Raw genomic sequence first — 23,408 nt, forward strand, 5'->3', positions numbered from 1 at the left:
AACGCCCGCTCTCCTTCTCGACATATGCCGATTGATGGCAAAGTTTGTTTTACGGGAATTTTTCGCCCACCAACTCCTCACTCCGCATCCACAGCGCCTCGGCAGCCGCAGGATCAAGCGCATAGGCGCGGACGCCACCTTCAATCAGGCCAAGCGGCTGGTCCTCCGGCACAATCTCGCCGACATGACAATCTTCGCAATAACGGCCTCCGATCGTCTCCGCATCCGCCACAACACCCGCCCAAACGGAGGTCGCAGCGCCTTGCGGGATGGTCTTGAACTGAAACGGCGGTTTGCCTTGCGCAGCAGCCTGTTCATTGATCTGCGCCACCATAGCCTCGATCTGGCCCGCAGCCATGTGACGGCCAAGCTCCGTCGCGATCCCGCCGGGATGCACCGCCGTCGCACGAATGCCGTGTGAACGGTGCCGCGCATCGAAGGCGACCGCAAACAAAATATTGGCGGTCTTCGAGCGACCATAGGCCACGAAGGGATCATAGGGCGTATGTTCGAAATTCGGATCCACGAGATCCACATTGGCAAAGCGATGACCCGCGGAGGCGAGATTAACCAGACGGCTGCCGGATCGCATCAATCCCGCAATCCGGTTGACCAAGACGAAATGCCCGAGATGATTGGTGCCGAACTGCGTCTCGAAACCATCCTTCGTGCGGCCAAATGGTGTGGCCATGACACCAGCATTGGCAATCACCAGATCGAAAGGAAGCGCCTTGGCGTTCAGCGCATCCGCACAGGCACGGACGCTCCCCAGATCCGCAAGATCGAGTTCGACAAGCTCGAAAGCACCCTTGCCTTTTTCCGCACCCGCACGAACCTCGAGTGTTGCGGCTTGCGCCTTTTTCAGATCCCGCGCGGCACCGACGACATGCGCGCCATGGGCCGCCAGGACCCGTGCGGTCTCGACGCCGAGCCCGGCCGAAACGCCGGTGACGAGAATATGCTTTCCTTGGAGAGAAATGCCTGACAGGACATCATCCGTGGTGGATGTTGCGCCAAAAACTACCGCCATGATGGACTCCCGCATGAAACGGACGCGGCCGATTGTGCGCCAACGTCCTGGGATTTATAAGGAGCTATACTCCGCTTATATATATGCGGAGCTATCCTCCGTTTAACAAGGGGACGCTCTGTGACGGAGTTGAAAAAAGCGCATCGGCGCCCGCGCAGCGATGGCCAGCGCAACCACGAACTGCTGATCGAAACCGCGAAAGCAGCGTTTCACGCTGGCGAGATCGATATTCCTTTCGATGAGATCGCGCGGCGCGCCAGCGTCGGCATAGGCACCCTTTACCGTCATTTCCCGAACCGGGATGCGCTGATCGAAGCCGTTTACCGCAGCGAGCTCGAAAAGCTCGCCAATTCCGCCACGCAACTTGCGGAAACCCGGCCTCCCGTAGAGGCTCTGCGGGAATGGATGCTCCTGTTTATCGACTATATCGCAGCCAAACAGGTCATCGCCCCGGCGCTCAACGCTCTGGTCAGCGGAACATCCGCTTTGTATGCGGCCTCGGGAGAAATCATCACAACGGCGATCAATGCGCTGGTCGCGCGCGCGGTCGAGAATGGCGATATCCGCTCAAATATAGAACCATTGGATTTGCTTCGCGCGCTGGTTGGCGTATCCAATGTCGCAGCAGCACCAGGGTGGGAAGCGAGCGCGAAGCGTCTCGTCGATATTTTGATTGCTGGAATGCGGGCTGTATAGGGAGGTGATGACACTGTTATCGGATTGTCATTTATAACTTCTGCAGTCTACCAAAGCATTGCAACCTTAGGTAAATAGCCCTGATCCAAGCAGCTGGCTCACCCCTATACAATCCGCTTGGTTCTCGGAGTGATAGCCAAACCAAGAAAAATGAGGATAGCCTGGTTGAGGTGCAAGACGTCCTCGTCATCCAACTGTCCCACGCGTCAGGCCATCTTGGATTTCGGAACAGTCGTCATCTTATCCACCATCAAGCGACAGGCTAAATGCAATCCATTACGCCCGTTCAGCTCCACCAGCAGACGAAACAAGGGAGCTTCGGTCTCATTGGTTGTGAATGCACAGACGGTGTCGAATCCGTGGCATCGAAACTATCGTCTTGTACGATAACCATCGGGCACGGCTTGTCGGCATAATCCTTGCTTCCGGCAACGGTCCAGATTTCTCCGTGCCTCATTCATCATCCCGGTCCGACACGACGTAAATCAGAGGATCAAATTCGTGGGGCGAAATTCTTGATTTTCGCATGCACCCGTTCCACTGCAAACGATCCATGAAGCCCTGAATAGCGAGTATTGAAATGGCGACGACGGCGGTAGAGGCAATCGATCATTTTATCAATGCCAGAGGCTTTCGAGAGGGAGAGACCTTTTCATTCGCGTCTTTACAAATCCGCCATCCACACCACGACGAGTTGCGCGCCGTTTTGAAGCAGATGGGCGAAGATGGTGTGATCGAAGACGCCTCTGAAGGCGTTTACAAAATGACAATGGCCGGATATGCAAAATACTTTGGAGCGCCACCGTCGGAAGACGACACGATCAACGCGATCATGACGGAAATCGGTACGCGCGGTATCAAGGCTGGAAAATCATTTATTTGGGCACCTGTGCAAGAGAGCCTGACCCTTAAACGCTTTCGTGAGGGCGACCTCAAACCAGCTTTGGAAAAAATCTTCGCGAACCGCTGGCTGGAAAAGGCCTCAATGCCGGGTTTCTACAGGCTGACGGACGCTGGTTTTACGGCCCTCAACACTGGCAACGCTGGGTAGCGAAGACCACACCCTGAGGAGGAGGCGAAGTCACCTTTTCGAAGGGCGATTGCAGCGCAGCCTCATGAATTGTTCAAATCGCGTCCTTCGACGCAAGATCCGCAGACGGGTCAAGATGGCAGAGAGCAACCTGCCTTGTTTCCGCAAAGCCGTTTCGGTGTAAAAACCTTGAATTATGCACCCTGGAAAGCGCGGAGCAGACACTATCTCGAGGCGTTTTTCTCAGCGATTTCTTAAGGCGCTCTCGTTTTCCTCCAGTTTGCGGTGGCAGGCAAAACTCCACGACTATGAGACTGAGAACCTATCGAATGATGATCACTGATGTGCAGATGTGGTCAAGTCTGGTCGATCGAAACGTCCTGGCTCTCAGCCTGTTTTGCCTTCAGGCTTGGGCTCGCCCCAGGGGAGGCTTTTAAGCTTGGGCTTATAACCATTTGAGAGATAGGCATCCTCGGTGATCTCTTGTTCCGTGATGCCATCCGTTACCCAGACGCCATCTTCTTTCGGGTCCGGGTTTTTGATTCTGTACACGCCTGTCGGATCCATTCTTCCCTCAATTTTAAAAGTGCAACAGTTGCGCCGGATTATCATTGCCGTCGCAGGTCTGAGAAGTGGCGTCAGCCTTGGCTCTCAAATCCTTTCAGGCGGTCCAGCCAGCGCGCCAAGAAGGCAGCGAAAGAGGCTTCGTCTCTGAAAGCCACGTCGGCAAACCATTCAACCGTCTGCTGGCCATCGGCCCAGCCGCGATCTTCCCTGTACCAGGAAAAGATGGGCCAGGCGGGATTTTTATAGGCCGGGCTCGCCGGATAATCGTCGGGATGCAATGAAGGACGGCCAAGCAGATCGCTCAGCCATTGCATGATCTCCGGCAGGAAGGTGGCGCCGAAGAAAATGCCATGGCGCTGGACCCGATGCACATCGCGCAAAATATATTGCTGAATCCAGGCGAGAGACGGCGGCTGATCAAGCGTGCGAAATTCACGCAGGACGAGTAGCCGAAAGCCTTGATCGAGAATTTGCGCCGGCACTGCGCGGACGTCGCCGGCTGTTTCATGTTCATGCATCAATGTACCATCCGGCAGTCAAGCCACGCCGTTCTTTCGCGGGCTCGCCTTTGTCAGAGCTGAGGAAACCTTGTCCTCACTTGTACCCACAGATGCAAGACATGATCCGAACACCCAGCCGTTGCTGGCTAGAGCGTTTCGGATATATCCAGAAACGCTCCACTCAAAGAACAAGAGCATTTTCAGAGGTATGGAATCGCGAAGCGATTCAACATCAATGCAAAGTGCTCCAGGGGCCTCAGCATCCTGGGGCTCCGCCAGATCAAGCCATATTGGATCAGAGCCAGCCAAGACAGCCCACCCGTCGCAGCGGCGGACAACGAAGTTGAGTTTGCTGCTGGATATTAAGCTACCTCCAGCATGCGCAATTGACCGATTTGTGCATTGCATGGACATCCGCTTTTGTGCGCGGTTGATAGTTCTGCCAGTGCCCAGATGTCCGCATCGCTGTCCAAGCGGTGGCCCGCGTTATGCTCTGCGGCTTGGCTTGGCGGAATCCCCAATGTGGAAAGCAAGGAGTAAATGATGGCCGAAATTGAAATTTATACAACGCCGACCTGCGACTATTGCGCGAGCGCGAAAAAGTTATTCGCCAAGAAAGGCGTGACCTATACGGAAATCGACGTTTCGGGGTCGAAGGATTTGCGCAAGGCGATGACCAAGCGCGCCAATGGCGGCGACACGGTCCCGCAAATCTTCATCGACGGCAAACATATCGGAGGCTACGACGATATGTATGCGCTGGATCGCAAGGGCTTGCTCGATCCAATGCTCGGCAAGACCGCATAAAGGCTTGCATGATCGCCTGTTTGCTGATGAACACCGATGCGGCGTTGGCTGGTGCCAGCGCAGCAGGGGGGCGTAGTTCCATAACGACAGCGGACAAACTCCCGATTGCACCACCCTATGAAATTTTCTGGATCGAACGTCTGCTTCGGGGCACGAGCGACCCCTGGCCGACCGACCTGGGCGCAAAGCGGGAGTCGAATGACCTTCCTTGAAGGGCGCTTGTGGGCTGATTTGAGACAAAAACGGCTCCTATCAAGCCATCGAGATCCCAGACAAACAGGGCTCGCGTCATCAGCCACGAAAGGAGAAACAGGCTCTTCCCAAAACCCTTAACTGCTCAACCCCGCCAGCAAACTCGGCATATCCAGCGGCCTGAAACCGTAATGATTGAGCCAGCGGATATCGGCATCGAAGAAGGCGCGGAGGTCCGGCATACCGTATTTCAACATGGCGATACGGTCGATGCCCATGCCCCAGGCGAAGCCCTGATAGACATCGGGATCAAGCCCGCAATTGCGCAGCACGTTGGGATGCACCATGCCGCAACCGAGGATTTCCAGCCAATCGTCACCCTCGCCAAAGCGGATCTCGCCGCCCTTGCGGGAACATTGGATATCCACTTCCATTGACGGTTCGGTAAAGGGGAAATAGCTCGGGCGGAAACGCATTTTCACGTCCGGCACTTCGAAGAAGGCCTTGCAGAATTCCTCCAAAATCCATTTCAGATTGCCGAGATGGGCGGAGCGGTCGATAACCAGCCCTTCGACCTGATGGAACATGGGTGTATGCGTCTGGTCGGAATCGCAGCGATAGGTGCGGCCGGGGCAGATGACGCGGATCGGCGGCTTCTGCGTCAGCATAGTGCGCACCTGCACCGGGCTTGTATGCGTGCGCAACACTTTGCGTTTACCCTCGGCATCCGGCTCGAAGAAGAACGTATCATGCATGTCCCGCGCGGGATGATCCGGTGGGAAATTCAGCTTGGTGAAATTGTAATCGTCGGTTTCGATATCCGGCCCTTCGGCAATGGCGAAACCCATTTCCGCGAAGATCGCCGCCAGTTCATCCATGACCTGCGTGATGGGATGTATGCGCCCCTGCTCTTCCGGACGCGCCAGCACCGGCAAGGTGACGTCGATGGTTTCGGCGGTGAGCCGCGCCTCGAGCTCCTGCTCCTTCAGGATCACGCGCCGCTCGGCCAAAGCCTCGGTGACCTTGTCCTTGATCGCATTAATGGCGGCGCCCTGCACCTTGCGCTCTTCCGGCGCCATCTTGCCGAGCGTCGCCAGCAGGGCCGAAATGCTGCCTTTCTTGCCGAGCGCGGCGATCCGCACGGCTTCCAGCGCGCTTTCATCCGCGGCGGCGGCCACCTGCGCAAGCGTTTCCATCAGCAGGGCATCGAGATCAGACATCACATTCATCCGGTCGGAATTTTCGGCGCTTGTGCCATGCGCGGGACGCAAAGTCGAGACCGTAGAGCGGTCTTGTCACACCGTGACATCCCTGATCCAGGCGAGATAGGCGGGCGCGCCACGGGAAATATCGAGTTCGATGATCTCCGGCGTATCATAATCATGCATCCGCAGGATCGCCGCCTCAAGCGCCGGATAATCCGCCCGCTTGATCTTGCAGAGGAGGAGAAACTCCCGCTCGTTCTGCACCGCGCCCTGCCAGCGATAAAAGCTTTCAATGGGCATGATCTGCACGCAGGCCGCAAGCCGCTCGCCGACGAGAGCGGCGGCAAGATGGCGCGCGCTTTCCTCGCTACCGCAGGTGGTCGTCACCAGCGAGAATAGACTTTCTTCGCTCACGGCTTCTTCAGCCGTTTGGTGACTTGTTTCAGCCAGCGCAGGACTTCCGGTTCAACCAGCGGCGCAAGCTCCGCGACGACGCGCGCGTGATAGGCGTTGAGCCAGGCGATTTCCTGCGCATCGAGCAGTTTCGGATCGACCAGGGCAAGGTCAATCGGCGCGAGCGTGATCGTCTCGAAGCCGAGCATTTCACGTTCAGCACCCGGAATCTCGCGCGGCTCGACCACGACGAGGTTTTCAATCCGGATGCCCCACTGGCCGGCATTATAATAACCGGGCTCGTTGGAAAGGATCATCCCCGGCTCCAGCGCCACGCCGCCCGTCTTGGCAATGCGCTGCGGCCCCTCATGTACGGAGAGATAAGAGCCGACACCGTGCCCCGTGCCGTGATCGAAATCGAGCCCCGCCTGCCACAGCGCCATGCGGGCGAAGGCATCGATCTGGCTGCCCGCCGTGCCCTTGGGGAAGACCGCCCGGGCGATAGCGATATGGCCCTTGAGCACGCGGGTGAAACGATCACGCATCAGCGCGGTCGGCCGGCCGACCGAGAGCGTGCGGGTGATGTCGGTGGTGCCGTCCTCATATTGGCCGCCGGAATCGATGAGGAAAATACCCTTGCCGATGCGGCGGTTGGTCTTGACGGTGACATGATAATGCGGAATGGCCGCATTCGGCCCGGCGGCGGCGATCGAGGGAAAGGACACATCCTTGAGCTTGCCGGTGTCCCGGCGGAAGGTTTCCAGCGCCTCGGCGGCCTCGATTTCCGTCAGACGGCCGGAAGGCGCGTTCACGGCAAACCAATGCAGGAAGGTGGTCATCGCCGCACCATCGCGCCGATGCGCCTCGCGCATGCCCTTGAGTTCCGTCTTGTTCTTACAGGCTTTGAGGAGCGCGATCGGATCGGGGCCGACCTCGTGGCAGCCGCCTGCCTCCTTGAGGAGATCGGCCAGCTTCACCGGCACAGTGGCATGATCGAAGCTGACCGTTTTACTGTTGCGGCCAAGCTCCTTGAGATCCAATTCCAGCAGGGGCGGCTCAGCGAGATCGGCAAGGACGCAAAGCTTCTCCTGCAGGGCAACATCGAGCTTGCGTGCATCGACGTAAAGCCTTGGCTTGATGTCCGGGATTCTTTCCGGATTGAAAATCAGCGCGTAAGCCAAAGGCAGGGGTGTGTGCGCGACATCGCGGCCACGGATGTTGAAGGCCCAGGCGACGGCATGCGGATCACTGACGAGAAGGGCATCGTTGGTGCCGAGCGAACGCTGGATGCGGGCAAGTTTGCTTTCCGCGCTCTCACCGGCGAATTTTTTCGGATGCGCATTGATCTTGCCAAGCGGATGCGCCGGCCGGTCGACCCAGACCACGTCGATCGGATTATCATCGACCGGCACGAGTTCGGCGCCGGCCAGGGCACAGGCACGCCGATAGCGTTCGATCTGCGCTGGCGTGTGCAGCCAGGGATCATAGCCGATTTTGGCGCCCTGCGGCAGATTGGCGGCAAACCATGCCTCGGGGCTTGTCTGGACCAGGGCGACCGGCTCGAAGCAGTCCAAATCCACTTGATCACGCACGGCGAGTACATAGCGGCCATCGACGAAGATCACCGCGCGGCCGGCAAGGACGACGGCGAGGCCGGCCGATCCAGTGAAGCCGGACAGCCAGGCGAGGCGCTCCTCGGAGGGCGGGACATATTCATTCTGATGTTTGTCGGCGCGCGGCACGAGAAAGCCATCGAGACCGAGTTCCGCCAGCCGGCCGCGCAACAAAGCCAGACGCTCTCTGCCGAAAGAGGGATCGGCGACGCTCTCGAAGGATTGGTAACGGCTCTCGAACATAGGTTTCCAACAGCCTCAATGGATTGCGTGAAGGCGATGCATGCGGTGGGCCTGAACCACGCGTCTCGCTCATCGAGCGCATAATCTCGAAGAAGCCCTTACGCAAGCTTCACACCAGATCAAAGACTTAATTTACCCTGAAACCTTGACCGTCGCTGCCAAGGATGGGGAGGGTCGATGACGGACGAGAAATATATCCTCCGCCCTCATAGGGACGCAAAGGGACCTGGCGAAAGACCAATGCCCGAAAGTGAGGCGCCGTGGATTTGCGACAACAGCTCTATCCTGAAATACGCCGCAATCGCGATGAACAATGAAATGTTTGTAATCGTTGAAACCTTTTAGCCACACTCGCAGCTACGGACCGGAATGAACAGGATGCAACACACAGTGGCGAACACAATTATATATAAGCTGCTTACTTGACGAACATCCCTACAGGTGAAACACTGTCATGCAACCTGCGATACGGCATATAAGCAGATTGCTTTCATACGATTTTAACATACAAAAGAGAAACTAATTTCATGCGGATAATCAAACCTGGCAATCCAAGATGCATGTACCGAGGCCGTCAAAAGTTTCTCTCTTGCAGAAATCATTACCCGATGAAACGGTCATTCGGGAAATCCTAATTTAAACTATTGTAATCGCATAATTTATCCGCAAACAGTCTCACATTGAAACGACATTCACGATCTCGGTAAATTTTATCTCCCGGGATCGAGAACGGGTATAGAATAACGAGTACAACTGAAACACCTCGGAAATGATAAACAGATAACATAACGCGCTGAACTTCCATTGAAAATGATTCAAACTGGATAACGCCAGTTGAAAGGAAGCCATATTGGGTGTTTGATCGGTTTTCCGTTTGGAAAGGCGAAAAGACGCGCATGCACCAAGGCTCCATGAGACTTGGCGTCAATCATTCGATGAGAACTCAGAGCCAACTCTATTCCCGTAGAAATTGTTGGAGTTCTGACTATGGCGTTAAAGACTTGTCCCACCTGCGGTCGCCCCAATATGGACCGCGTCATCTATCTCGCCCTTCCCGGTTCGCTTTGTCGAACCAAGGGATGCAATACACTTCTCGGATTGGCATCCTACGCACCTGCAATCACATGCACAGATGAACGCGGCGAGCGTGATTATCATTTTCTTCGATATAATGATTTCTATTTAAAAGCATTGTGGCAATGGCTGAAGAGCAGTTGGTCTCTCTCTCGCAAGGCAGTGACGGAAGCTAGCCCGACGTAAAGCGATTATCGCATTCTGCATTCCATCGATCCGAAGACAGGGCATCGCTTTGCAAGCGTCGTTCGATAATGAGGATTTGGAAGCGATCCCCTACAGGACAAACCTAGAAACGAAAATTTATTCCAAAACTATTCGAGACATTTACGAAAATAGAGAATATCCTTCCCGCGCCATGTAACGCCGCGAGCCTCTAAAAGTTTCCACGAGAGAACACATTCGGATGGTTCCGGATGGTCCTTCTTTGTACATTTCTTGATAGAAACGGCGCATGGGACGTCATGCTGTCCGGGATTCGCTATACCCTCTGGGGAACAAGTTCGCTTCCGAACTCATGGATTGCAAGAGCATCCATCATACGCGCCAGTGATCCATGTGACTTAACAGGAGCTTGGTTTATCGAGCGACACCTTGCTGAAGAAAATGACGCGTCGCCTCCAGCCAGGCCCCCGTTCTTTGTTCTGGATCGGGATTGAGGCTGATGTCGGTCACCACGGCAGCACTATCGGCACCAGCTTCCAGAACACCTGCAACGCGTCCCAGCGTAATGCCGCCGATTCCAACGAGCGGAATATCACCAATCCGCTTCTTCCATTCTCCCAGGCGCTCAAGCCCCTGCGGTGCAAAAGGCATTGCCTTCAAGATCGTCGGATAGATCGGCCCAAGCGCAACATAATCGGGGTTGATCGACAAGGCTCGTTCGAGTTCAGGCTCGTCATGGGTGGAAACACCCAGGCGCAGACCAGCGCGCCGGATCGCGGGCAAGTCCGCCGTATCGAGATCGCCCTGGCCGAGATGGATGTAATCGCAGCCGAGATCAATCGCTTCCCGCCAAAAATCATTGACGATCAATTGCGCGCCATAGTTCGTGCAGAGATTTTTCGCACGAATAATTTCGTCCCTCAGACCATTGCCATCAAGGTCCTTGATCCGCAATTGAACGAGTTTGACCCCACATGGGAGCAGACGTTCAAGCCAGTTGGCGCTGTCGACGATCAGGTAAAATGGATCCAGCATCAGGCAGTATCCCGGAAGGCGAGGCCGCTCATTGGCGTCGAGGGAGCAGCCATGTCGCGCGGCTCCATCGGTTGGGAGAGATAGGCGAGCCTGCCAGCCTCCACGCCGAGTGCAAAGGCTCGCGCCATAGCAACGGGATCGCCGGCCTTGGCAATAGCCGTATTGAGCAGAATGGCATCATAACCCATTTCCATCGCCGCCACTGCATGCGAGGGGGTGCCGATGCCGGCATCGACGATCAGCGGAATGTCGGGAAAATGTCCGCGCAAGGACCGCAAGGCATAGGGATTATTGAGTCCGCGCCCCGAACCGATCGGCGCGGCCCAGGGCATCAAAACCTCGCAACCCGCCGCGAGCAATTTTTCGGCGACGACCAGATCATCCGTCGTATAGGGAAAAACCTGAAAACCCTCGCGAGAGAGAATTCCCGCAGCCTCGACCAGTCCGAAAACATCCGGTTGCAGAGTGTCGTCCTCGCCAATGACCTCCAGTTTGATCCAGGAGGTTTCAAACACTTCGCGGGCCATTTGCGCCGTTGTGACGGCCTCCTTCACGGTGCGGCAGCCGGCAGTGTTGGGCAGGACCCGCAGTCCTTGTTCCCGAATGAGTGTCCAGAAATGCTCACCGGCGCGGCTCGCTCCGGATTCTCTCCGCAATGAAACTGTTACAACCTCAGCGCCGGAAGCACACAAAGCATCGCTGAGCACGCTCGGTGAAGGATATTGGGCCGTACCGATGAAAAGACGCGACACGAGCGTCGTGCCGTAAACGGCAAACGGCCTTGCATCCTTATCTTCGCTCATCAAGTCTTCCTCCCTTTCCGTAAGGGATCCCGCATTGCGATTCCCTCGTCGCCTTGTCTCTTCGGGTTTTGGCGTGTGTTTTAATGGCTACTTCGGCAAGCCGAATGGCGTATGGCCAAACCTTGTGTTGCCTTTAGCCACCCTGGCGGGGCACCAGAATTTCGACCTGGTCACCAGTTCTCAACGGCGTCGCGCTTCGTTGGTCGCGCCGCACAAAAGTCTGGTTTACAGCAGTTGCCACCATCGCCTCTGTATAATCGAGTTCGCGCAGCAGCGATTCAAGCGTCACTGCCGCGACGTCAAGCTCTTTGCCGTTCACGCGAATCAACATCCATGACCTCCGGGAAATAAGCACCTTCAAGAATTGTGCGCCTGAGCCTGCGGGCCACGGGCGGCGCAAGCAGGAAACCGTGCCGATAAAGGCCATTCGCCCGGACCATTCGCCCCTCGATCCGAAAACGCGGCAGATTATTGGGAAAAGCTGGTCTGAGACCTGCCCCGGTCTCGATGATTTCCGCCTCGCCGAAAGCCGGGTGAACAGTCATCGCCGCACTGAGCAATTCGACCATGGAGCGCGCGGTAATGCGTCCTTCCTCCTCATTTTCGATGGAAGTCGCGCCGATCATGAAACGCCCGTCGCCGCGGGGGACGATATAGACCGGAAAACGCGGGTGCAGAAAGCGAATGGGCCTTGCGAGAGTGATCTCCTGCGTCCGCAGAACCAACATCTCGCCCTTGACGCCACGGAGATCCGGCAGCGCCCCGCGTCCCGCAAGCCCCCGGCAATCGATGATCCAGTCGGCTGGCACATCTGCCGGATCGGAAACATCGACGCCAAAATGCAGCTTGACATTCGGCATGGCGGCGAGCCGTTCGGCCAGCGCACGGGTCGCCTCACGTGGATCGAGATGCGCTTCCTCGGGAAAGAAAAGAGCCTCGGAGAAACGCCCCTGGAGGTCTGCTTCCAACAGGGCAAGCTCCGCGCCATCCAAGCGCTTATAATGGCTGGTGAGGCGCGAGAAACGGTTCAGTTCCGGCCGGTCCCTGGCTGCTGCCAGAACGAGGCTGCCTTGCCGTGTCGCCACCGGTACATCCGAGGTCCAGAAGTGGAGGGCTTCCTGTCCCATATTGCAGACGAGCGGTTCGGCGCTTTCAACCTCACACCAGGGGGCAATCATGCCGCCCGCGAGAAAGGAACATCCAAGTCCAGGACCCTGGTGACGTTCTATCAGGTCGACTTCGACGCCCGCCGAAGCGAATTCGAAAGCCGTGGACAGGCCCATGATGCCCGCGCCAATGATGCTTATGCGCATGGATACGCCCTCTCAGCTGAAGAAAGGAGGACGAAAGGCCGGGATGGAATACGGCGAGCGCCGAAAAGGACGGAAATATATCATGTCGATTTGCCCTCCCTCCGCCAGCGTGAACTGGATCAGGTTCAAAGGGTCGCCGGGCCGCCATGGGCGCTGCCAGCCTCTCAGCCCCCTGCCGGGGCTCCCCTGGTCTCTTGATCATCAAGTCTTTCGACATCGAGGCTCTGCCAGTGTCCACCCCGCCTAGCGCTCCAGCCAGGCTGGCGCATCTTTATCAAGGAGGATCGCCAAACGGTTCAAAAAGTTTGAAAACACCCCGGATTCAGGGGGTAGCCGCTCGGAAACATCCAGATTGCTGCAGGATCACCTCGACCATCGGTCTTGATATCGTCACCGATTTAAGCACAGGCGCTCGCAGACGCAAGTGGGTTTCCATGAGCCAAAAGGACCATGCGTTGCGATGCCGCTCGTTAGGCGGAGTCTTTGCGCAAAGTGCTGCCCACTCCTCTCGACGCATCGCTGCGGTGAACCCATTAAATCGGATGGGCCTCTATGAGGGGACCACGGCGATCTGCTAGATCCTCGATGCATCTTCTCTTTCATCGAGTCCCAGAATGAAGCTCTTTTACAGCCCGGCATCGCCCTACGCGCGCAAGGTGCGGATCGTCGCGATGGAAACTGGTCTTCATGACCGCCTTGAGATCGTTTCCGTTGATACATCAAATCCCAACAACGGTCTTGCCGATCACAATCCGCTCTCCAAAATTCCGGTTCTGGAAACGGAATTCGGCCCGCTCTACGATAGTCCTGTCATCTGCGAATATCTCGACACATTGCACGCGGGCGAGAAATTGTTTCCGGCGGAAGGCACATCACGCTGGAAGGCGTTGCGCTGGCAGGCACTCGCCGACGGACTCCTCGATGCCGCACTGCTCATCCGCTATGAGCAGACGCAACGGCCCACAGAGCGCCAATATGACGGTTTCATCGACAAACAGAAGAGCAAGATTGCCGGCGCGCTGGACTATATGAATGGAAATGTTCGTGAGCTCGAAGCGCCGCTGACGATCGGCACCATAGCGGTCGCCTCCGCGCTCGGATATCTCAATCTGCGATTTGCCGATCTTGCCTGGCACGATACACATTCCGATCTCGCGCTATGGCACAAACAATTTGCCGCACGGCCTTCCTATGTGAATACACAAGTCGAGGGATAGAGCCCCCTCACAATCAAACCATTGCCGTTTCCAACAATCACTAGAAGCCATCTCGTCAAGCACGAAACACCGCCAATCACGTCGATTTTTGTGCTTGATAAAACGATGGATACACAGACGCCCTTGACCATCATGGCGTGTAACATAAAATCTCGGGACGATAACTCCCTGATCTGTCCTGACCGAGATTCGACCCCAGAGACCGTGGCCCAGCGGGTTGCCGCCGAACCTCATGATCGCAATTGGTTGTGATCAATGAGGAGTGGCAGAAACATTCAAATCACGTATCTATGGTCTCCGCGCTCCGGAACGACCACGTATTCGTCTTGCTTACGCCTCGCGATAATCGAGCAGAATGAGGCCGACCAACAGGACAGCAAAAGGCCAGACCCATGACGCCACACGGCTGATCCTGCCATCGAGGCGCAGTTCGAGCCAGCGCGCCCACCCCGCGATAATGCCGCAAAGCGCCAGCGGTACATGGCTCATCTCGACCAGCAATTCATCCTTGATATTAGCGATCGCATGGGAATGCGTCAGTAACAATGCACCGCCCAAGGCCGTCGCAAGGGGAAAGACCAGCGCCGCCTTATTGTCTTTTCCACCCTGTATGCGGACACGCCATTCGAAGAAGCCGAACACGGCAACAAGCAGGATGAAGACGCGGTGCTGTGCTACCTCAGGATCACGCAGGGAAGCAAAAAAACCGACATCTCCCAAAGGCCATGCGGATTCGTCGGAACGGAGAAATAAAAAAACGGCCATGACGATAAACAGCAGCGGCCAATGACGAGCCCAGCGGCCCCAGTGGAAATGCTCGATCAAAGCAAGAAGGCCAATCAATGCGACGAAAACACCAGCCCAGTGATGGTTGTATTCGGACCAGGCAATATCCTCGGCGCTGATGGGCAAAAAGATACCTTCTCCCGGAACATAGGCCTGTGGCACTTGGGCCTGTAGCGCTTGGGCCTGTAGTGCTTGGGCCTGCGGCGCTTGTGACTTATGGTCTCGGTCTGCAGCAGCGGTCTGCGCCTGCAATCTGGCAATTGTCAGATGATCGTGAGCGGGGCTCGTCAGGCGGATGGGAAATTGCGGTTTTATGCGCTCGACGATTCCCGGCCAGCTAACACGATCCTGCGTCAGATCGATCCCCGGCGGTAGCGAAGTCAATGAAGCTGCGGTGAAGAAAACAGTGATACCGATGCCGATCTCCACTTCGGCAAAACGCTTCAATCGCAAAATGGAGGTCGCGGGATTGCGGCGCAAAGCTTCCACCGTCAGGAAATTGCCACCGCCGAGCAGTAACAACAGAAGGAGCAGAAACACCTTGGTCATGACCATGATACCATATGCGGTACCATAAATCGCCTCGATCGAACCGATATAGCCAACCGCCATCATCATGCCCGAACCGATGATGGCGGCCACCGAAGCCATGGCCATCAGAGAATAACGGCGCCCGATCAACCGCCAATCAGAGCCGTCGCAGCATTGGTTGAGCGCGATAAGAAAACAGGGCAGTCCACCAATCCAGACACCGGCCCCAATCATATGCAGCGCATCGGCGATCAGAAAGGGCCCGCGATCCCCGGGTCGGCTCACGGCATGCGTCAGCGAGAGCTGTGCTATGAGGATCACAGGGGTAAGGCCGATCAAAATGACAGGACGGAGCCGTTTCTCCACGCCCTGCGCCAGAAGTCCGATAACAATAGCACAGACGGCAATGATGAAATCCGCACGGGCAAAATCGGCTCCAGCCGCCTCAATCCATGAGATTTGTAACGTCCCGGCCAGAACCATCACATTCAAGGCCAGACTACACAAGGCGAAACCAGCGAAAGCGAGGGCGCTGATACGCAGGATTGTTTGACAATACCGGCCAATCTTTTTGCCATCGGCCGATAGCCGCACCCGCAAGGGCAACAGAAGCAGAAACAGAAAGGCCAGACTGCCGAATGTGAAGGATTGTGCCGTCAGAATCGCTCCGCGAAGCAGGACGGACAGATAGCCGAAAATATCGAGGAATGAAGAGAGCGAGGGCAAGGAGCCTGTTACCGAACCGTGAAAGGAATATCGCCACGCGTAATGTGACCATCGGTGCTCAAGACCTGCCAACGCAGACGCCAGGCGCCGGGTGTCAGGGCCTTGACTTCCGTATTCAGATCATCCGCCGGAGAATCGGCAGATAGAGAAATATTCCCTTGTGTTCCATCGGGTGCATAGAGTGTCAGTTTCGAACGGGCATGATCGATACGGCTGTTGAAATGCAGATGGATAGCGACCGACTCTCCCGTCACAACAGCATTGATTGCCGGTGATGAATTGAGAACGATGGCATGCGGCAACGCCCGTTGAGAAGTGAGAAGCGCGGCCGACAGCACAAAAAGGGCTGAAAGAAAACGATATCTCATGAGCCACTGAACTTGGAGTTGTTGCAATGGAACGAACGTTTCGGCAGCATGGCGCAAAAACGGCGTGAAAAGAAACCCCTCCAATTGTACGGATGAGACCAAGGGCAAAGGTAAAACCCAAGCCGGCGAGCCATGCGCGATCTAATTGCCAGCCGGCCGAGAAGATAGTGGACAAGTGCGATTGGCCATGGTCTTACGCCATCGGCGACCATTAAATTCAGATAACGCGCGGCCGCGAAAGAACTTACCCCTGCTCACGCAGGTCAGCGGCGTGCACCACCGGGCGGTCCGGATTCTTTCCAAACATCGTGGGCCTCATGCGCCGACCAAATGTCTTCACCATCGCTCCGGGGACGCCATTTCTCAAGACCTTCGCGGAAGCCTTGCGCGCGGGCCAGATCATCAACGGTCTTTCCCTCGACGATCCTTTCGCACTCGCGCAAGTCACGATTTATGTCCCGACGCGCCGCGCCGCCCGTGCGCTCGCCGATGAACTCGCCGCGCATTTTCTGGGTGCTTCTACAGCGCCATCCTGCGGCCGGCCGATCCAGCGGGCCTTTCTGCTGCCGAGAATTCGGCCCTTCGGCGGCCTTGAGGAAACCGAAACCTCGCTTTTGTTCGATGCCGCGGCGCTTGATCTCGATGCACAAGAGGACATTCCCCTCGCCGCGAGCGACATCGCCCGCCGCATGCAATTGACCGAATTGATTCTCAAATGGGCCGAGGCGCTTGGCCATGCGATTGTCCGGATCAGCCCGGATGGAACGATCGAGCACGACAGGACCGAAAGTTTTTCGGTCGCCCGTTCCATCACGGATGCGTGGCATCTCTCGGGGCAACTCGCGCAATTGATCGACGAACTCACCATCGAGGGCATCGAATGGGAGAAACTCGATCCGCTCGTCCTGCCGGAATTCGACGCCTATTGGCGCATCACACTGGATTTCCTGAATATAGCCATCAAGAGCTGGCCGGAGATTTGCGCCGAACAGGGCTGGATCGATGCAGCGAAACGGCGCATCCTGCTTTTGGCGGGTGAAAGGCGCAGGCTCGACGAGGGAGAAACCGATACGCCCGTTATCGCGCTCGGCTCGCCGGGTTTCAACCGGACGACCGCCGATCTTTTAGCCAGCATCGCCCGCGCGCCGCGCGGCGCCGTCATCTTGCCCGGGGTCGATCAGGATCTCGATGAAGCCGCCTTTCAGACGATCGATCAGGAAGGTTTCGGGCATTCCGGTTTTAGTCACCCGAGTTTTAGTCATCCTCAAGCCGTCTTTGCCCGGCTGTTGCCCATTATCGGCATCAAGCGAGAGGATATTGTCCCGCTCGGAAGCCTCAGCGCGCCGCTTGCTTTGCGCGCCCGCTTTCTATCGGAGGCGTTGCGGCCCGCCGATACGACCGATGAATGGATCAATTTCCAAAAGCAGCTCATCCCGCTCGAACTCACCGAGGCTTTGCGTGGCATTACCCTGATCGAGGCCGATGATGAACGCGAGGAAGCTTTGGCACTCGCCATCGCCCTGCGCGAGATTCTGGAAACGCCGGGCAAGACCGCCGCGCTCGTGACGCCCGACCGCCTTCTGGCCCGGCGGGTACGCACGGAACTTCTACGCTGGAACATCGAGATCGACGATTCGGGCGGCGACCCGTTGAACACCTCGCCGCGCGGCCTTCTGGCACGGCTGGCGCTCGCCTGTATCACTGGCGGGATGAGCGCGAAGGATCTCGCCGCCCTTCTCGCCAATGACGAGGTCCGTCTCGGCTTTCCCCGCGCGGAACTTGCCGCCTCCGCGTCTTTGTTCGAAATCACGATCCTGCGTTCGCTCCGCGCCATGCGCTGGTTCGACGAGCCTGAAAAAGCCTTGAAGATCGCCCGCGACGAAGCCGAAGACGGGCATGCCCACCCGGCGCGGGCCTGTTGCACGGAGGAGGATTGGCAACAGCTCTCCGAACTGCTTGCGCGGCTGCGTTCCGCTTTGCTGCCCCTGCGCGCGCTCACCCGCAAACATTCCCTCATCCATTGGATCACGGCCCACAGGCTGGTTCTTGGCGCGCTGGCTGCCGAGGATAATCCAGAGGAAGTGCCGACACCACGAAACGAGCCCGAGATATCGGAGGATGTGGCGGCTCTGGAAGCTCTGTTCGATGAGCTGGCCGGCGCGACGCCACGCGATCTTCTGTTCGACGCCATGACCTATGCGGCGTTTTTCACCAGCGTCAGTGCCGAAACGCGCCTGCGCGGACCGCGCCGCGCCCATCCGCGTCTGAAAATTCTCGGACTGATCGAGGCTCGGCTGATGCACGCGGACGTCATGCTGCTCGGCGGCCTTGATGAGACCATCTGGCCCCCGGCCGCTCAACTCGATGCTTTTCTCAACCGCCCCATGCGCGCCGCGCTCGGACTCACCCCGCCGGAACGTCGGCTCGGCCAGAGCGCGCATGATTTCACCCAGGCGATGGGTGCCGGAGAGGTCATTTTGAGCCGCGCCAGAAAACGTGGCAGCACGCCAACCATCGCCTCACGTTTTCTGCAACGCATGGCCGCGCTCGCGGGCCCGGGCTTTGATTTCTGCACCATGCGCGGAGCGCGTTTTCTCAGCTTTGCGCAAAGCCTTGATCAGCCCCCCGCCGGCCAGAAACCGGACATGGCAAGTGGCCGTCCAAACCCCAAGCCTCCGCTCGATTTGCGCCCACGGCAATTGAGCATCACGCGGATCGAGACGCTGCAACGCGATCCCTATGCGATCTATGCTGAATTGATTCTCGGCCTGGGTCCGCTCGATCCGCTTTGTGCGGCATTGGACCGGCGCGAGGATGGCATCGCGATCCATGCGGTGCTGGAACAATGCGGCCGCGACTATCCTGAAGGGCCGCTTCCAGCGACCATCCGCGACCATCTGCTGGAAGCGCTGCGCCACGCCCTGACGGCCAGGATGGACGATCCCGATTTCATCGCCTTCGAATGGCCGCGCCTCGCCAAAGCGATCGACGTCTATCTCGCTTTCGAAGCCGAGCGGCGCGGTGCGATCCGGCAAATCGACGTGGAATGCGCCGGCCGGCTGGAGTTCCCGCTCGACGACGGTTCATCGTTTCGCCTCACGGCACGCGCCGACCGCCTGGAATATTGGAACGACGGCAGCATCATGCTGGTCGATTACAAAACCGGGCAACCACCTTCCGTGAAGGAGGTGCAATGCGGGCTGGCGCCACAGCTCACGCTCGAAGCCGCCATGGCCCGGCGCGGCGCTTTCGGGAGCAAAGGCAAGGCCGCCTCCTATGGCGGTCTCTATCTCAAGCTCGGCGGCGCCAGCGGCGGCGAGGCCAAGCCCATGAATTTCGCCTCCAAGGGCGGAAAAGCCAGTGGCAAAGGCAGCACCAAACGCAGCGCGAAAAAGGAGGCGACTGACGAGGTGGAAGAAAGCATCACCTTCGACGATGTCGCGGAGATGCATTTCGCCGGACTTCAGCAATTGCTCAACCAGTTCCGCGATCCGGCGACCGGTTATGCCTCGCGGCTCGCGCCGAAATATGTGGGGCGGCCGCTTGCCTATGATCATCTCGCCCGTGTTGCCGAATGGGCCGCCGGCGGCGTCGACGAGGGCGAATGATGCTGCAAATCCCCCGCCCCACGCTCGAAAAACAGAAAAAAGCCTCCGATCCCGGCACGTCCATCTGGGTTTCCGCCCATGCGGGCTCCGGCAAGACGCATGTGCTGGCGCAACGGGTCATGCGCATTCTGTTGCGCGGCGTTTCGCCCGGCAAGATTCTCTGCCTCACTTTCACCAAGGCGGCGGCGGCCAATATGTCCGAGCGCGTGTTCCGGCGGCTCGCGGAATGGACACGCTGCGACGACGAGGCGTTGCGGCGGGAAATCCGGGCGATCGGCGCGCCCGACCCGAAAGCCGCCGATCTGCAGCTTGCGCGCAAATTATTCGCTCGCGCGGTGGAAACGCCGGGCGGCCTCAAGATCCAGACATTACACGCTTTTTGCGAGAGGCTTCTGCATCTCTTCCCGTTCGAGGCCAATGTTCCCTCGCGCTTCACGGTCATTGAGGATGATCAGCAAAAGGACATGCTGGAACAGGCGCGCCATACGGTCTTGCGCCTGGCTGAAGGCGTCGACCATGAGCTCTGTTCCGCTTTGCAGACCCTGACCGAAAGCTGCTCCGACTCGACCTTCGAAAAGCTGATCGACGCCGCCATGAGCCGGCGCGCATCCTCCCGCGCCGCAAGGACCGCGCCTTGCGAAAACTCGCTGCGCAAGGCGCTGGGTCTCGGCCCTGAGGAAAACCTGGCCTCGATCACAAGGTCCATCATCGAGGAGGGAATAAAGCCGTCACGCTGGCCGGAAATCGCGGCGTTTCTGGAGACCGGTAGCAAAACCGACCAGACCCGAGCCGAAGCTTTCCGCGCCGCCTATGCGATCCATAAAGAGGAAGCAAAGGCACAGGAATGCGCGGCAGTTTATCATAGAATTTTCTTCACAAATGACGGCAAGAAAGCCCAGAGGCTTCTCACCAGCGATCTGGTGAAGGAACGCCCGGATCTCCTTGAAAACCTGACCGCCGAACAGGACCGGCTCGACGCGCTGACGGAAAAGCAAAAGGCGGCCGCGACGCTGACGCGCACCCTCGCCCTGCTCTCGATCACCGATGCGATTTTCTCGCTCTATGACCGCATGAAAGCAACGCAAGGGCTGCTCGATTTCAACGATCTCGTGGAACGCACAAGGGCATTGCTCACACGCTCGGATGCCCGCTGGGTGCTCTACAAGCTCGATTCCGGCATTGATCACATTCTCATCGACGAGGCGCAGGATACGAGCGAAGCGCAATGGAAGATCCTTGAGGAACTCACCAGCGAATTTGCCAGCGGTTATACCGACGATGGCCGCACGGCGCGGCGCACTTTTTTCGCCGTGGGTGACGAGAAACAGTCGATCTTTTCGTTTCAGGGCGCCGCGCCGCATATGTTCGACGGGATGCGGCGGCGTTTCGACACATTTTTCCGGAACGGACAACAAAATTTCGACCATGTCCGCCTGACCGATTCGTTCCGCTCGGTGCCGGGCATTCTCGACACGGTTGACCGGATTTTCTCTCACGAAAACCATTTCCAGGGCCTCGTCGCCGCGAATGATCCGTGGATGCCGCATAGCGCGCTGAAAACGAAGGTGCCGGGACTGATCGAACTCTGGCCGCTGGTGCAGCCGGCGGCGGTCGAAGAGCGCCGGGAATGGACCCTGCCCGTCGATATGCCTGATGCGCAGGATCCGCCGGGAATCGTCGCCGCGCGCGTCGCGCAGAAGATCGCCCGGCTGCTCGCCGACCGCACGGGGGAACGGGTGAGCGACGGAAAGGGCGGCCTCCGGCGGATCCAGCCGGGAGATATTCTGATTCTCGTGCGCAAGCGTGGAGCCTTTTTCGACGCCATCATCCGCGCCATGAAGCAGCTCCGTATTCCCGTCGCCGGTGCTGACCGGCTCGCCGTGCTGCAACATATTGCCGTGCTCGATCTCATCGCCGCCGGACGCGCGGCCTTGCTGCCGCAAGATGATCTGACACTCGCCTGCGTGCTGAAATCACCACTCATCGGCCTGACCGACGAGGATCTCATCGCGCTCGCACCCAACCGCACGGGCAGCCTGTTTCTTGCCCTGCAACAATCCGATCATCCGCGCTACCGTGCGGCGGCGGCGGCGATTTCGACATGGCACGGCCGCATCGGCCTGCCCCCCTTCACCTTTTATGCGCAAATGCTCGGCACCGATGGGGGAAGGCGCGCGCTCGAAGGAAGGCTCGGCCCCGAAGCGGCCGACGCGATCGACGAATTTTTGAACCTCACGCTCCGCCATGAACAGACGGAAACTCCGTCACTCGTCGCCTTTCTCGCCGGCCTCGACGAGCGTAATCCCTCGATCAAGCGCGATATGGAAAGCGGCGCCGATCTCGTCCGCGTCATGACTGTCCATGCCGCCAAGGGGCTCGAAGCCAGGATCGTGTTTCTGCCGGATACCTGCACAAAGGCATCGGGGAGCCATGATCCACTCGTCTTTTCCCTCGGCCTCGACGCGACCGACGCGCCGATCCTCGCGTGGTCACCCGGCTCGAAAAGCGATTGCGCGGCTGTCGCCACGGCACGTGAGGCGGCGCGGCGCGATGAGGAAGATGAACATCGCCGCCTGCTCTATGTCGCGCTGACGCGTGCCGAGGAGAGGCTCTATATTGCCGGTTTTCACGGCAAGAATGGTCCCGGCAAGGGCTGCTGGTATTCCATGATCGAGGCCGCGCTCGCGGATTGGGACATGGAGGAAATTGCCGCCTTCTGGAGCACGAAGGACAGCGGCAGCGAGGACAGGCTGCGGCGCAAAAAGACGCTTGAAAGCATCGGGAACATTGCCGATGCGGATGCGACCCCGCCGCCGGACGCGGAGGAAGAGAAGCCACGCAGCCTCCCAGCCCTGCTGCCGTCCTGGCTCTCGACACAACCGGAACCGGAAGAAGAAGCGAGGCCACCGCTGCGGCCTTCAACAGCGCTTTCCGCCGCCGACAGTCTGGGCGATGCGACAGCGGGCGGTTTCGGTGCTTCCGCCGATCTCACGGCGCTGCAACGTGGACGGCTGATCCACCTGCTGTTGCAATATCTGCCCGGTCTTCCGCCCGAACGGCGGCGCAAGGCCGCGCTCGGCTATCTCGGCCTCAAGGCGCGCTATCTCGACGCCAGCGCCCATGCCGCCCTCACCGACGAAGCGCTGGCCATCATCGAAAATCCGGCGTTGCGAGGCCTTTATCTCGACCGTTCGATGGCCGAAGTCGCCGTCGCGGGAGAAGTGACGCTGCCGTCAGGCCGAGTGCTTTCCGTGAACGGCCGGATCGACCGGCTGGGCGAGACCGAAGAGGAAGTGCTCCTCGCCGATTACAAGACCGGCGCGGCGCCGAGAAACGGCTTCATCCCGCAGCCCTATCTTGCGCAGATGGCACTTTACCGGGCGATTCTCGCACCGCTCTGGCCGCAAAAGCCCATGCGCATATTGTTGATCTGGACCGCCAGCGGCACGATCAGGGAGCTTTCCGAAAGCGTGCTGCGCGCGGCGCTCGAGGCATAATGAGGCGGG

Annotated in this window: 18 protein-coding genes, 1 pseudogene and 1 riboswitch; of the genes and pseudogenes, 6 read left to right on the plus strand and 13 right to left on the minus strand. The window is 58.2% G+C overall.

All coding sequences use genetic code 11. The features are described 5' to 3' along the window. Nucleotides 1-49: 49 nt before the first annotated feature. On the minus strand, nucleotides 50-1,030 hold the full coding sequence (locus tag DL88_RS13320; protein WP_034996890.1) for an SDR family NAD(P)-dependent oxidoreductase: 981 nt from the start codon (nucleotides 1,028-1,030) through the stop codon (nucleotides 50-52). Between the two features lie 120 nt (nucleotides 1,031-1,150). Between DL88_RS13320 and DL88_RS13325 the strand changes: the two genes are divergently transcribed. Further along, nucleotides 1,151-1,726 carry a TetR/AcrR family transcriptional regulator gene (locus DL88_RS13325; protein WP_034996893.1) on the plus strand — a complete coding sequence of 192 codons (576 nt, stop codon included), beginning with the start codon at nucleotides 1,151-1,153 and terminating at the stop codon, nucleotides 1,724-1,726. Between the two features lie 206 nt (nucleotides 1,727-1,932). Here DL88_RS13325 and DL88_RS20580 read toward each other — a convergent pair. Continuing rightward, a pseudogene (locus DL88_RS20580) lies at nucleotides 1,933-2,183 on the minus strand (type II toxin-antitoxin system PemK/MazF family toxin). Between the two features lie 123 nt (nucleotides 2,184-2,306). Here DL88_RS20580 and DL88_RS13330 point away from each other — a divergent pair. Then, nucleotides 2,307-2,777, plus strand: a complete 471-nt coding sequence (locus DL88_RS13330) for a hypothetical protein (protein ID WP_034996896.1) — start codon at nucleotides 2,307-2,309, stop codon at nucleotides 2,775-2,777. 366 nt (nucleotides 2,778-3,143) lie between these two features. On the opposite strand, the gene DL88_RS13335 is transcribed toward DL88_RS13330, so the two are convergent. After that, nucleotides 3,144-3,323, minus strand: coding sequence for a hypothetical protein (locus DL88_RS13335; RefSeq protein WP_034996898.1), 180 nt, complete (start codon nucleotides 3,321-3,323; stop codon nucleotides 3,144-3,146). A 71-nt stretch (nucleotides 3,324-3,394) separates the two neighbouring features. Beyond that, nucleotides 3,395-3,841 (minus strand): hypothetical protein, encoded by a 447-nt coding sequence (locus DL88_RS13340; protein WP_034996900.1) that lies wholly within the window; start codon nucleotides 3,839-3,841, stop codon nucleotides 3,395-3,397. Nucleotides 3,842-4,366: 525 nt separating this feature from the next. Here DL88_RS13340 and grxC point away from each other — a divergent pair. Continuing rightward, nucleotides 4,367-4,630 (plus strand): glutaredoxin 3, encoded by a 264-nt coding sequence (grxC, locus tag DL88_RS13345; protein ID WP_012383337.1) that lies wholly within the window; start codon nucleotides 4,367-4,369, stop codon nucleotides 4,628-4,630. A 329-nt stretch (nucleotides 4,631-4,959) separates the two neighbouring features. Here grxC and pheS read toward each other — a convergent pair whose 3' ends face one another. From pheS to DL88_RS13385, 7 genes are all read right to left on the minus strand, one after another. After that, a complete protein-coding gene (gene pheS / locus DL88_RS13355; protein ID WP_034996974.1) occupies nucleotides 4,960-6,042 on the minus strand; it encodes a phenylalanine--tRNA ligase subunit alpha in 1,083 nt (360 codons plus the stop codon). A 75-nt stretch (nucleotides 6,043-6,117) separates the two neighbouring features. Next, complete coding sequence (gene cutA / locus DL88_RS13360; RefSeq protein WP_034996904.1) at nucleotides 6,118-6,441, minus strand: divalent-cation tolerance protein CutA; 324 nt, start codon at nucleotides 6,439-6,441, stop codon at nucleotides 6,118-6,120. After that, nucleotides 6,438-8,276 (minus strand): aminopeptidase P family protein, encoded by a 1,839-nt coding sequence (locus DL88_RS13365; protein ID WP_034996906.1) that lies wholly within the window; start codon nucleotides 8,274-8,276, stop codon nucleotides 6,438-6,440. The genes cutA and DL88_RS13365 overlap by 4 nt, the downstream gene beginning before the upstream one ends. 1,653 nt (nucleotides 8,277-9,929) lie before the next feature. Beyond that, on the minus strand, nucleotides 9,930-10,550 hold the full coding sequence (locus tag DL88_RS13370) for a thiamine phosphate synthase (protein ID WP_210165315.1): 621 nt from the start codon (nucleotides 10,548-10,550) through the stop codon (nucleotides 9,930-9,932). Then, on the minus strand, nucleotides 10,550-11,353 hold the full coding sequence (locus DL88_RS13375) for a thiazole synthase (RefSeq protein ID WP_034996910.1): 804 nt from the start codon (nucleotides 11,351-11,353) through the stop codon (nucleotides 10,550-10,552). The genes DL88_RS13370 and DL88_RS13375 overlap by 1 nt, the downstream gene beginning before the upstream one ends. Nucleotides 11,354-11,486: 133 nt before the next feature. Then, the gene (gene thiS / locus DL88_RS13380) at nucleotides 11,487-11,684 is read right to left on the minus strand and encodes a sulfur carrier protein ThiS (protein WP_034996912.1); all 198 of its coding nucleotides are present in this window, start codon (nucleotides 11,682-11,684) and stop codon (nucleotides 11,487-11,489) included. After that, nucleotides 11,653-12,666 carry an FAD-dependent oxidoreductase gene (locus tag DL88_RS13385; RefSeq protein ID WP_034996914.1) on the minus strand — a complete coding sequence of 338 codons (1,014 nt, stop codon included), beginning with the start codon at nucleotides 12,664-12,666 and terminating at the stop codon, nucleotides 11,653-11,655. The genes thiS and DL88_RS13385 overlap by 32 nt, the downstream gene beginning before the upstream one ends. A gap of 79 nt (nucleotides 12,667-12,745) precedes the next feature. Further along, nucleotides 12,746-12,864, minus strand: a riboswitch (TPP riboswitch). A 416-nt stretch (nucleotides 12,865-13,280) separates the two neighbouring features. On the opposite strand from DL88_RS13385, the gene DL88_RS13390 reads away from it, so the two are divergent. Continuing rightward, nucleotides 13,281-13,883, plus strand: coding sequence for a glutathione S-transferase (locus tag DL88_RS13390; RefSeq protein WP_034996916.1), 603 nt, complete (start codon nucleotides 13,281-13,283; stop codon nucleotides 13,881-13,883). Nucleotides 13,884-14,213: 330 nt separating this feature from the next. On the opposite strand, the gene DL88_RS13395 is transcribed toward DL88_RS13390, so the two are convergent. Beyond that, nucleotides 14,214-15,926 carry a CopD family protein gene (locus DL88_RS13395; RefSeq protein ID WP_034996918.1) on the minus strand — a complete coding sequence of 571 codons (1,713 nt, stop codon included), beginning with the start codon at nucleotides 15,924-15,926 and terminating at the stop codon, nucleotides 14,214-14,216. Nucleotides 15,927-15,934: 8 nt separating this feature from the next. Next, on the minus strand, nucleotides 15,935-16,294 hold the full coding sequence (locus DL88_RS13400) for a copper resistance CopC family protein (protein ID WP_034996975.1): 360 nt from the start codon (nucleotides 16,292-16,294) through the stop codon (nucleotides 15,935-15,937). 317 nt (nucleotides 16,295-16,611) lie between these two features. Between DL88_RS13400 and addB the strand changes: the two genes are divergently transcribed. Both addB and addA read left to right on the plus strand, forming a co-directional pair. Then, nucleotides 16,612-19,902 carry a double-strand break repair protein AddB gene (gene addB / locus DL88_RS13405; protein WP_034996920.1) on the plus strand — a complete coding sequence of 1,097 codons (3,291 nt, stop codon included), beginning with the start codon at nucleotides 16,612-16,614 and terminating at the stop codon, nucleotides 19,900-19,902. Next, nucleotides 19,899-23,399 carry a double-strand break repair helicase AddA gene (gene addA / locus DL88_RS13410; RefSeq protein ID WP_305953021.1) on the plus strand — a complete coding sequence of 1,167 codons (3,501 nt, stop codon included), beginning with the start codon at nucleotides 19,899-19,901 and terminating at the stop codon, nucleotides 23,397-23,399. The genes addB and addA overlap by 4 nt, the downstream gene beginning before the upstream one ends. Nucleotides 23,400-23,408: the final 9 nt, after the last annotated feature.

The organism is Beijerinckia mobilis (genome assembly GCF_000745425.1).
GTDB classification, from domain to species: domain Bacteria; phylum Pseudomonadota; class Alphaproteobacteria; order Rhizobiales; family Beijerinckiaceae; genus Beijerinckia; species Beijerinckia mobilis.

Bases quoted from the DNA above. Each gene is read 5' to 3' on its own strand.
- DL88_RS13370 (WP_210165315.1), bottom strand. From the start codon at position 10,550: ATGCTGGATCCATTTTACCTGATCGTCGACAGCGCCAACTGGCTTGAA.
- pheS (WP_034996974.1), bottom strand. From the start codon at position 6,042: ATGTCTGATCTCGATGCCCTGCTGATGGAAACGCTTGCGCAGGTGGCC.
- DL88_RS13335 (WP_034996898.1), bottom strand. From the start codon at position 3,323: ATGGATCCGACAGGCGTGTACAGAATCAAAAACCCGGACCCGAAAGAA.
- DL88_RS13330 (WP_034996896.1), top strand. From the start codon at position 2,307: ATGGCGACGACGGCGGTAGAGGCAATCGATCATTTTATCAATGCCAGA.
- addB (WP_034996920.1), top strand. From the start codon at position 16,612: ATGCGCCGACCAAATGTCTTCACCATCGCTCCGGGGACGCCATTTCTC.
- DL88_RS13385 (WP_034996914.1), bottom strand. From the start codon at position 12,666: ATGCGCATAAGCATCATTGGCGCGGGCATCATGGGCCTGTCCACGGCT.
- grxC (WP_012383337.1), top strand. From the start codon at position 4,367: ATGGCCGAAATTGAAATTTATACAACGCCGACCTGCGACTATTGCGCG.
- DL88_RS13375 (WP_034996910.1), bottom strand. From the start codon at position 11,353: ATGAGCGAAGATAAGGATGCAAGGCCGTTTGCCGTTTACGGCACGACG.
- DL88_RS13320 (WP_034996890.1), bottom strand. From the start codon at position 1,030: ATGGCGGTAGTTTTTGGCGCAACATCCACCACGGATGATGTCCTGTCA.
- DL88_RS13365 (WP_034996906.1), bottom strand. From the start codon at position 8,276: ATGTTCGAGAGCCGTTACCAATCCTTCGAGAGCGTCGCCGATCCCTCT.
- DL88_RS13340 (WP_034996900.1), bottom strand. From the start codon at position 3,841: ATGCATGAACATGAAACAGCCGGCGACGTCCGCGCAGTGCCGGCGCAA.
- thiS (WP_034996912.1), bottom strand. From the start codon at position 11,684: ATGTTGATTCGCGTGAACGGCAAAGAGCTTGACGTCGCGGCAGTGACG.
- addA (WP_305953021.1), top strand. From the start codon at position 19,899: ATGATGCTGCAAATCCCCCGCCCCACGCTCGAAAAACAGAAAAAAGCC.
- DL88_RS13400 (WP_034996975.1), bottom strand. From the start codon at position 16,294: ATGAGATATCGTTTTCTTTCAGCCCTTTTTGTGCTGTCGGCCGCGCTT.
- DL88_RS13390 (WP_034996916.1), top strand. From the start codon at position 13,281: ATGAAGCTCTTTTACAGCCCGGCATCGCCCTACGCGCGCAAGGTGCGG.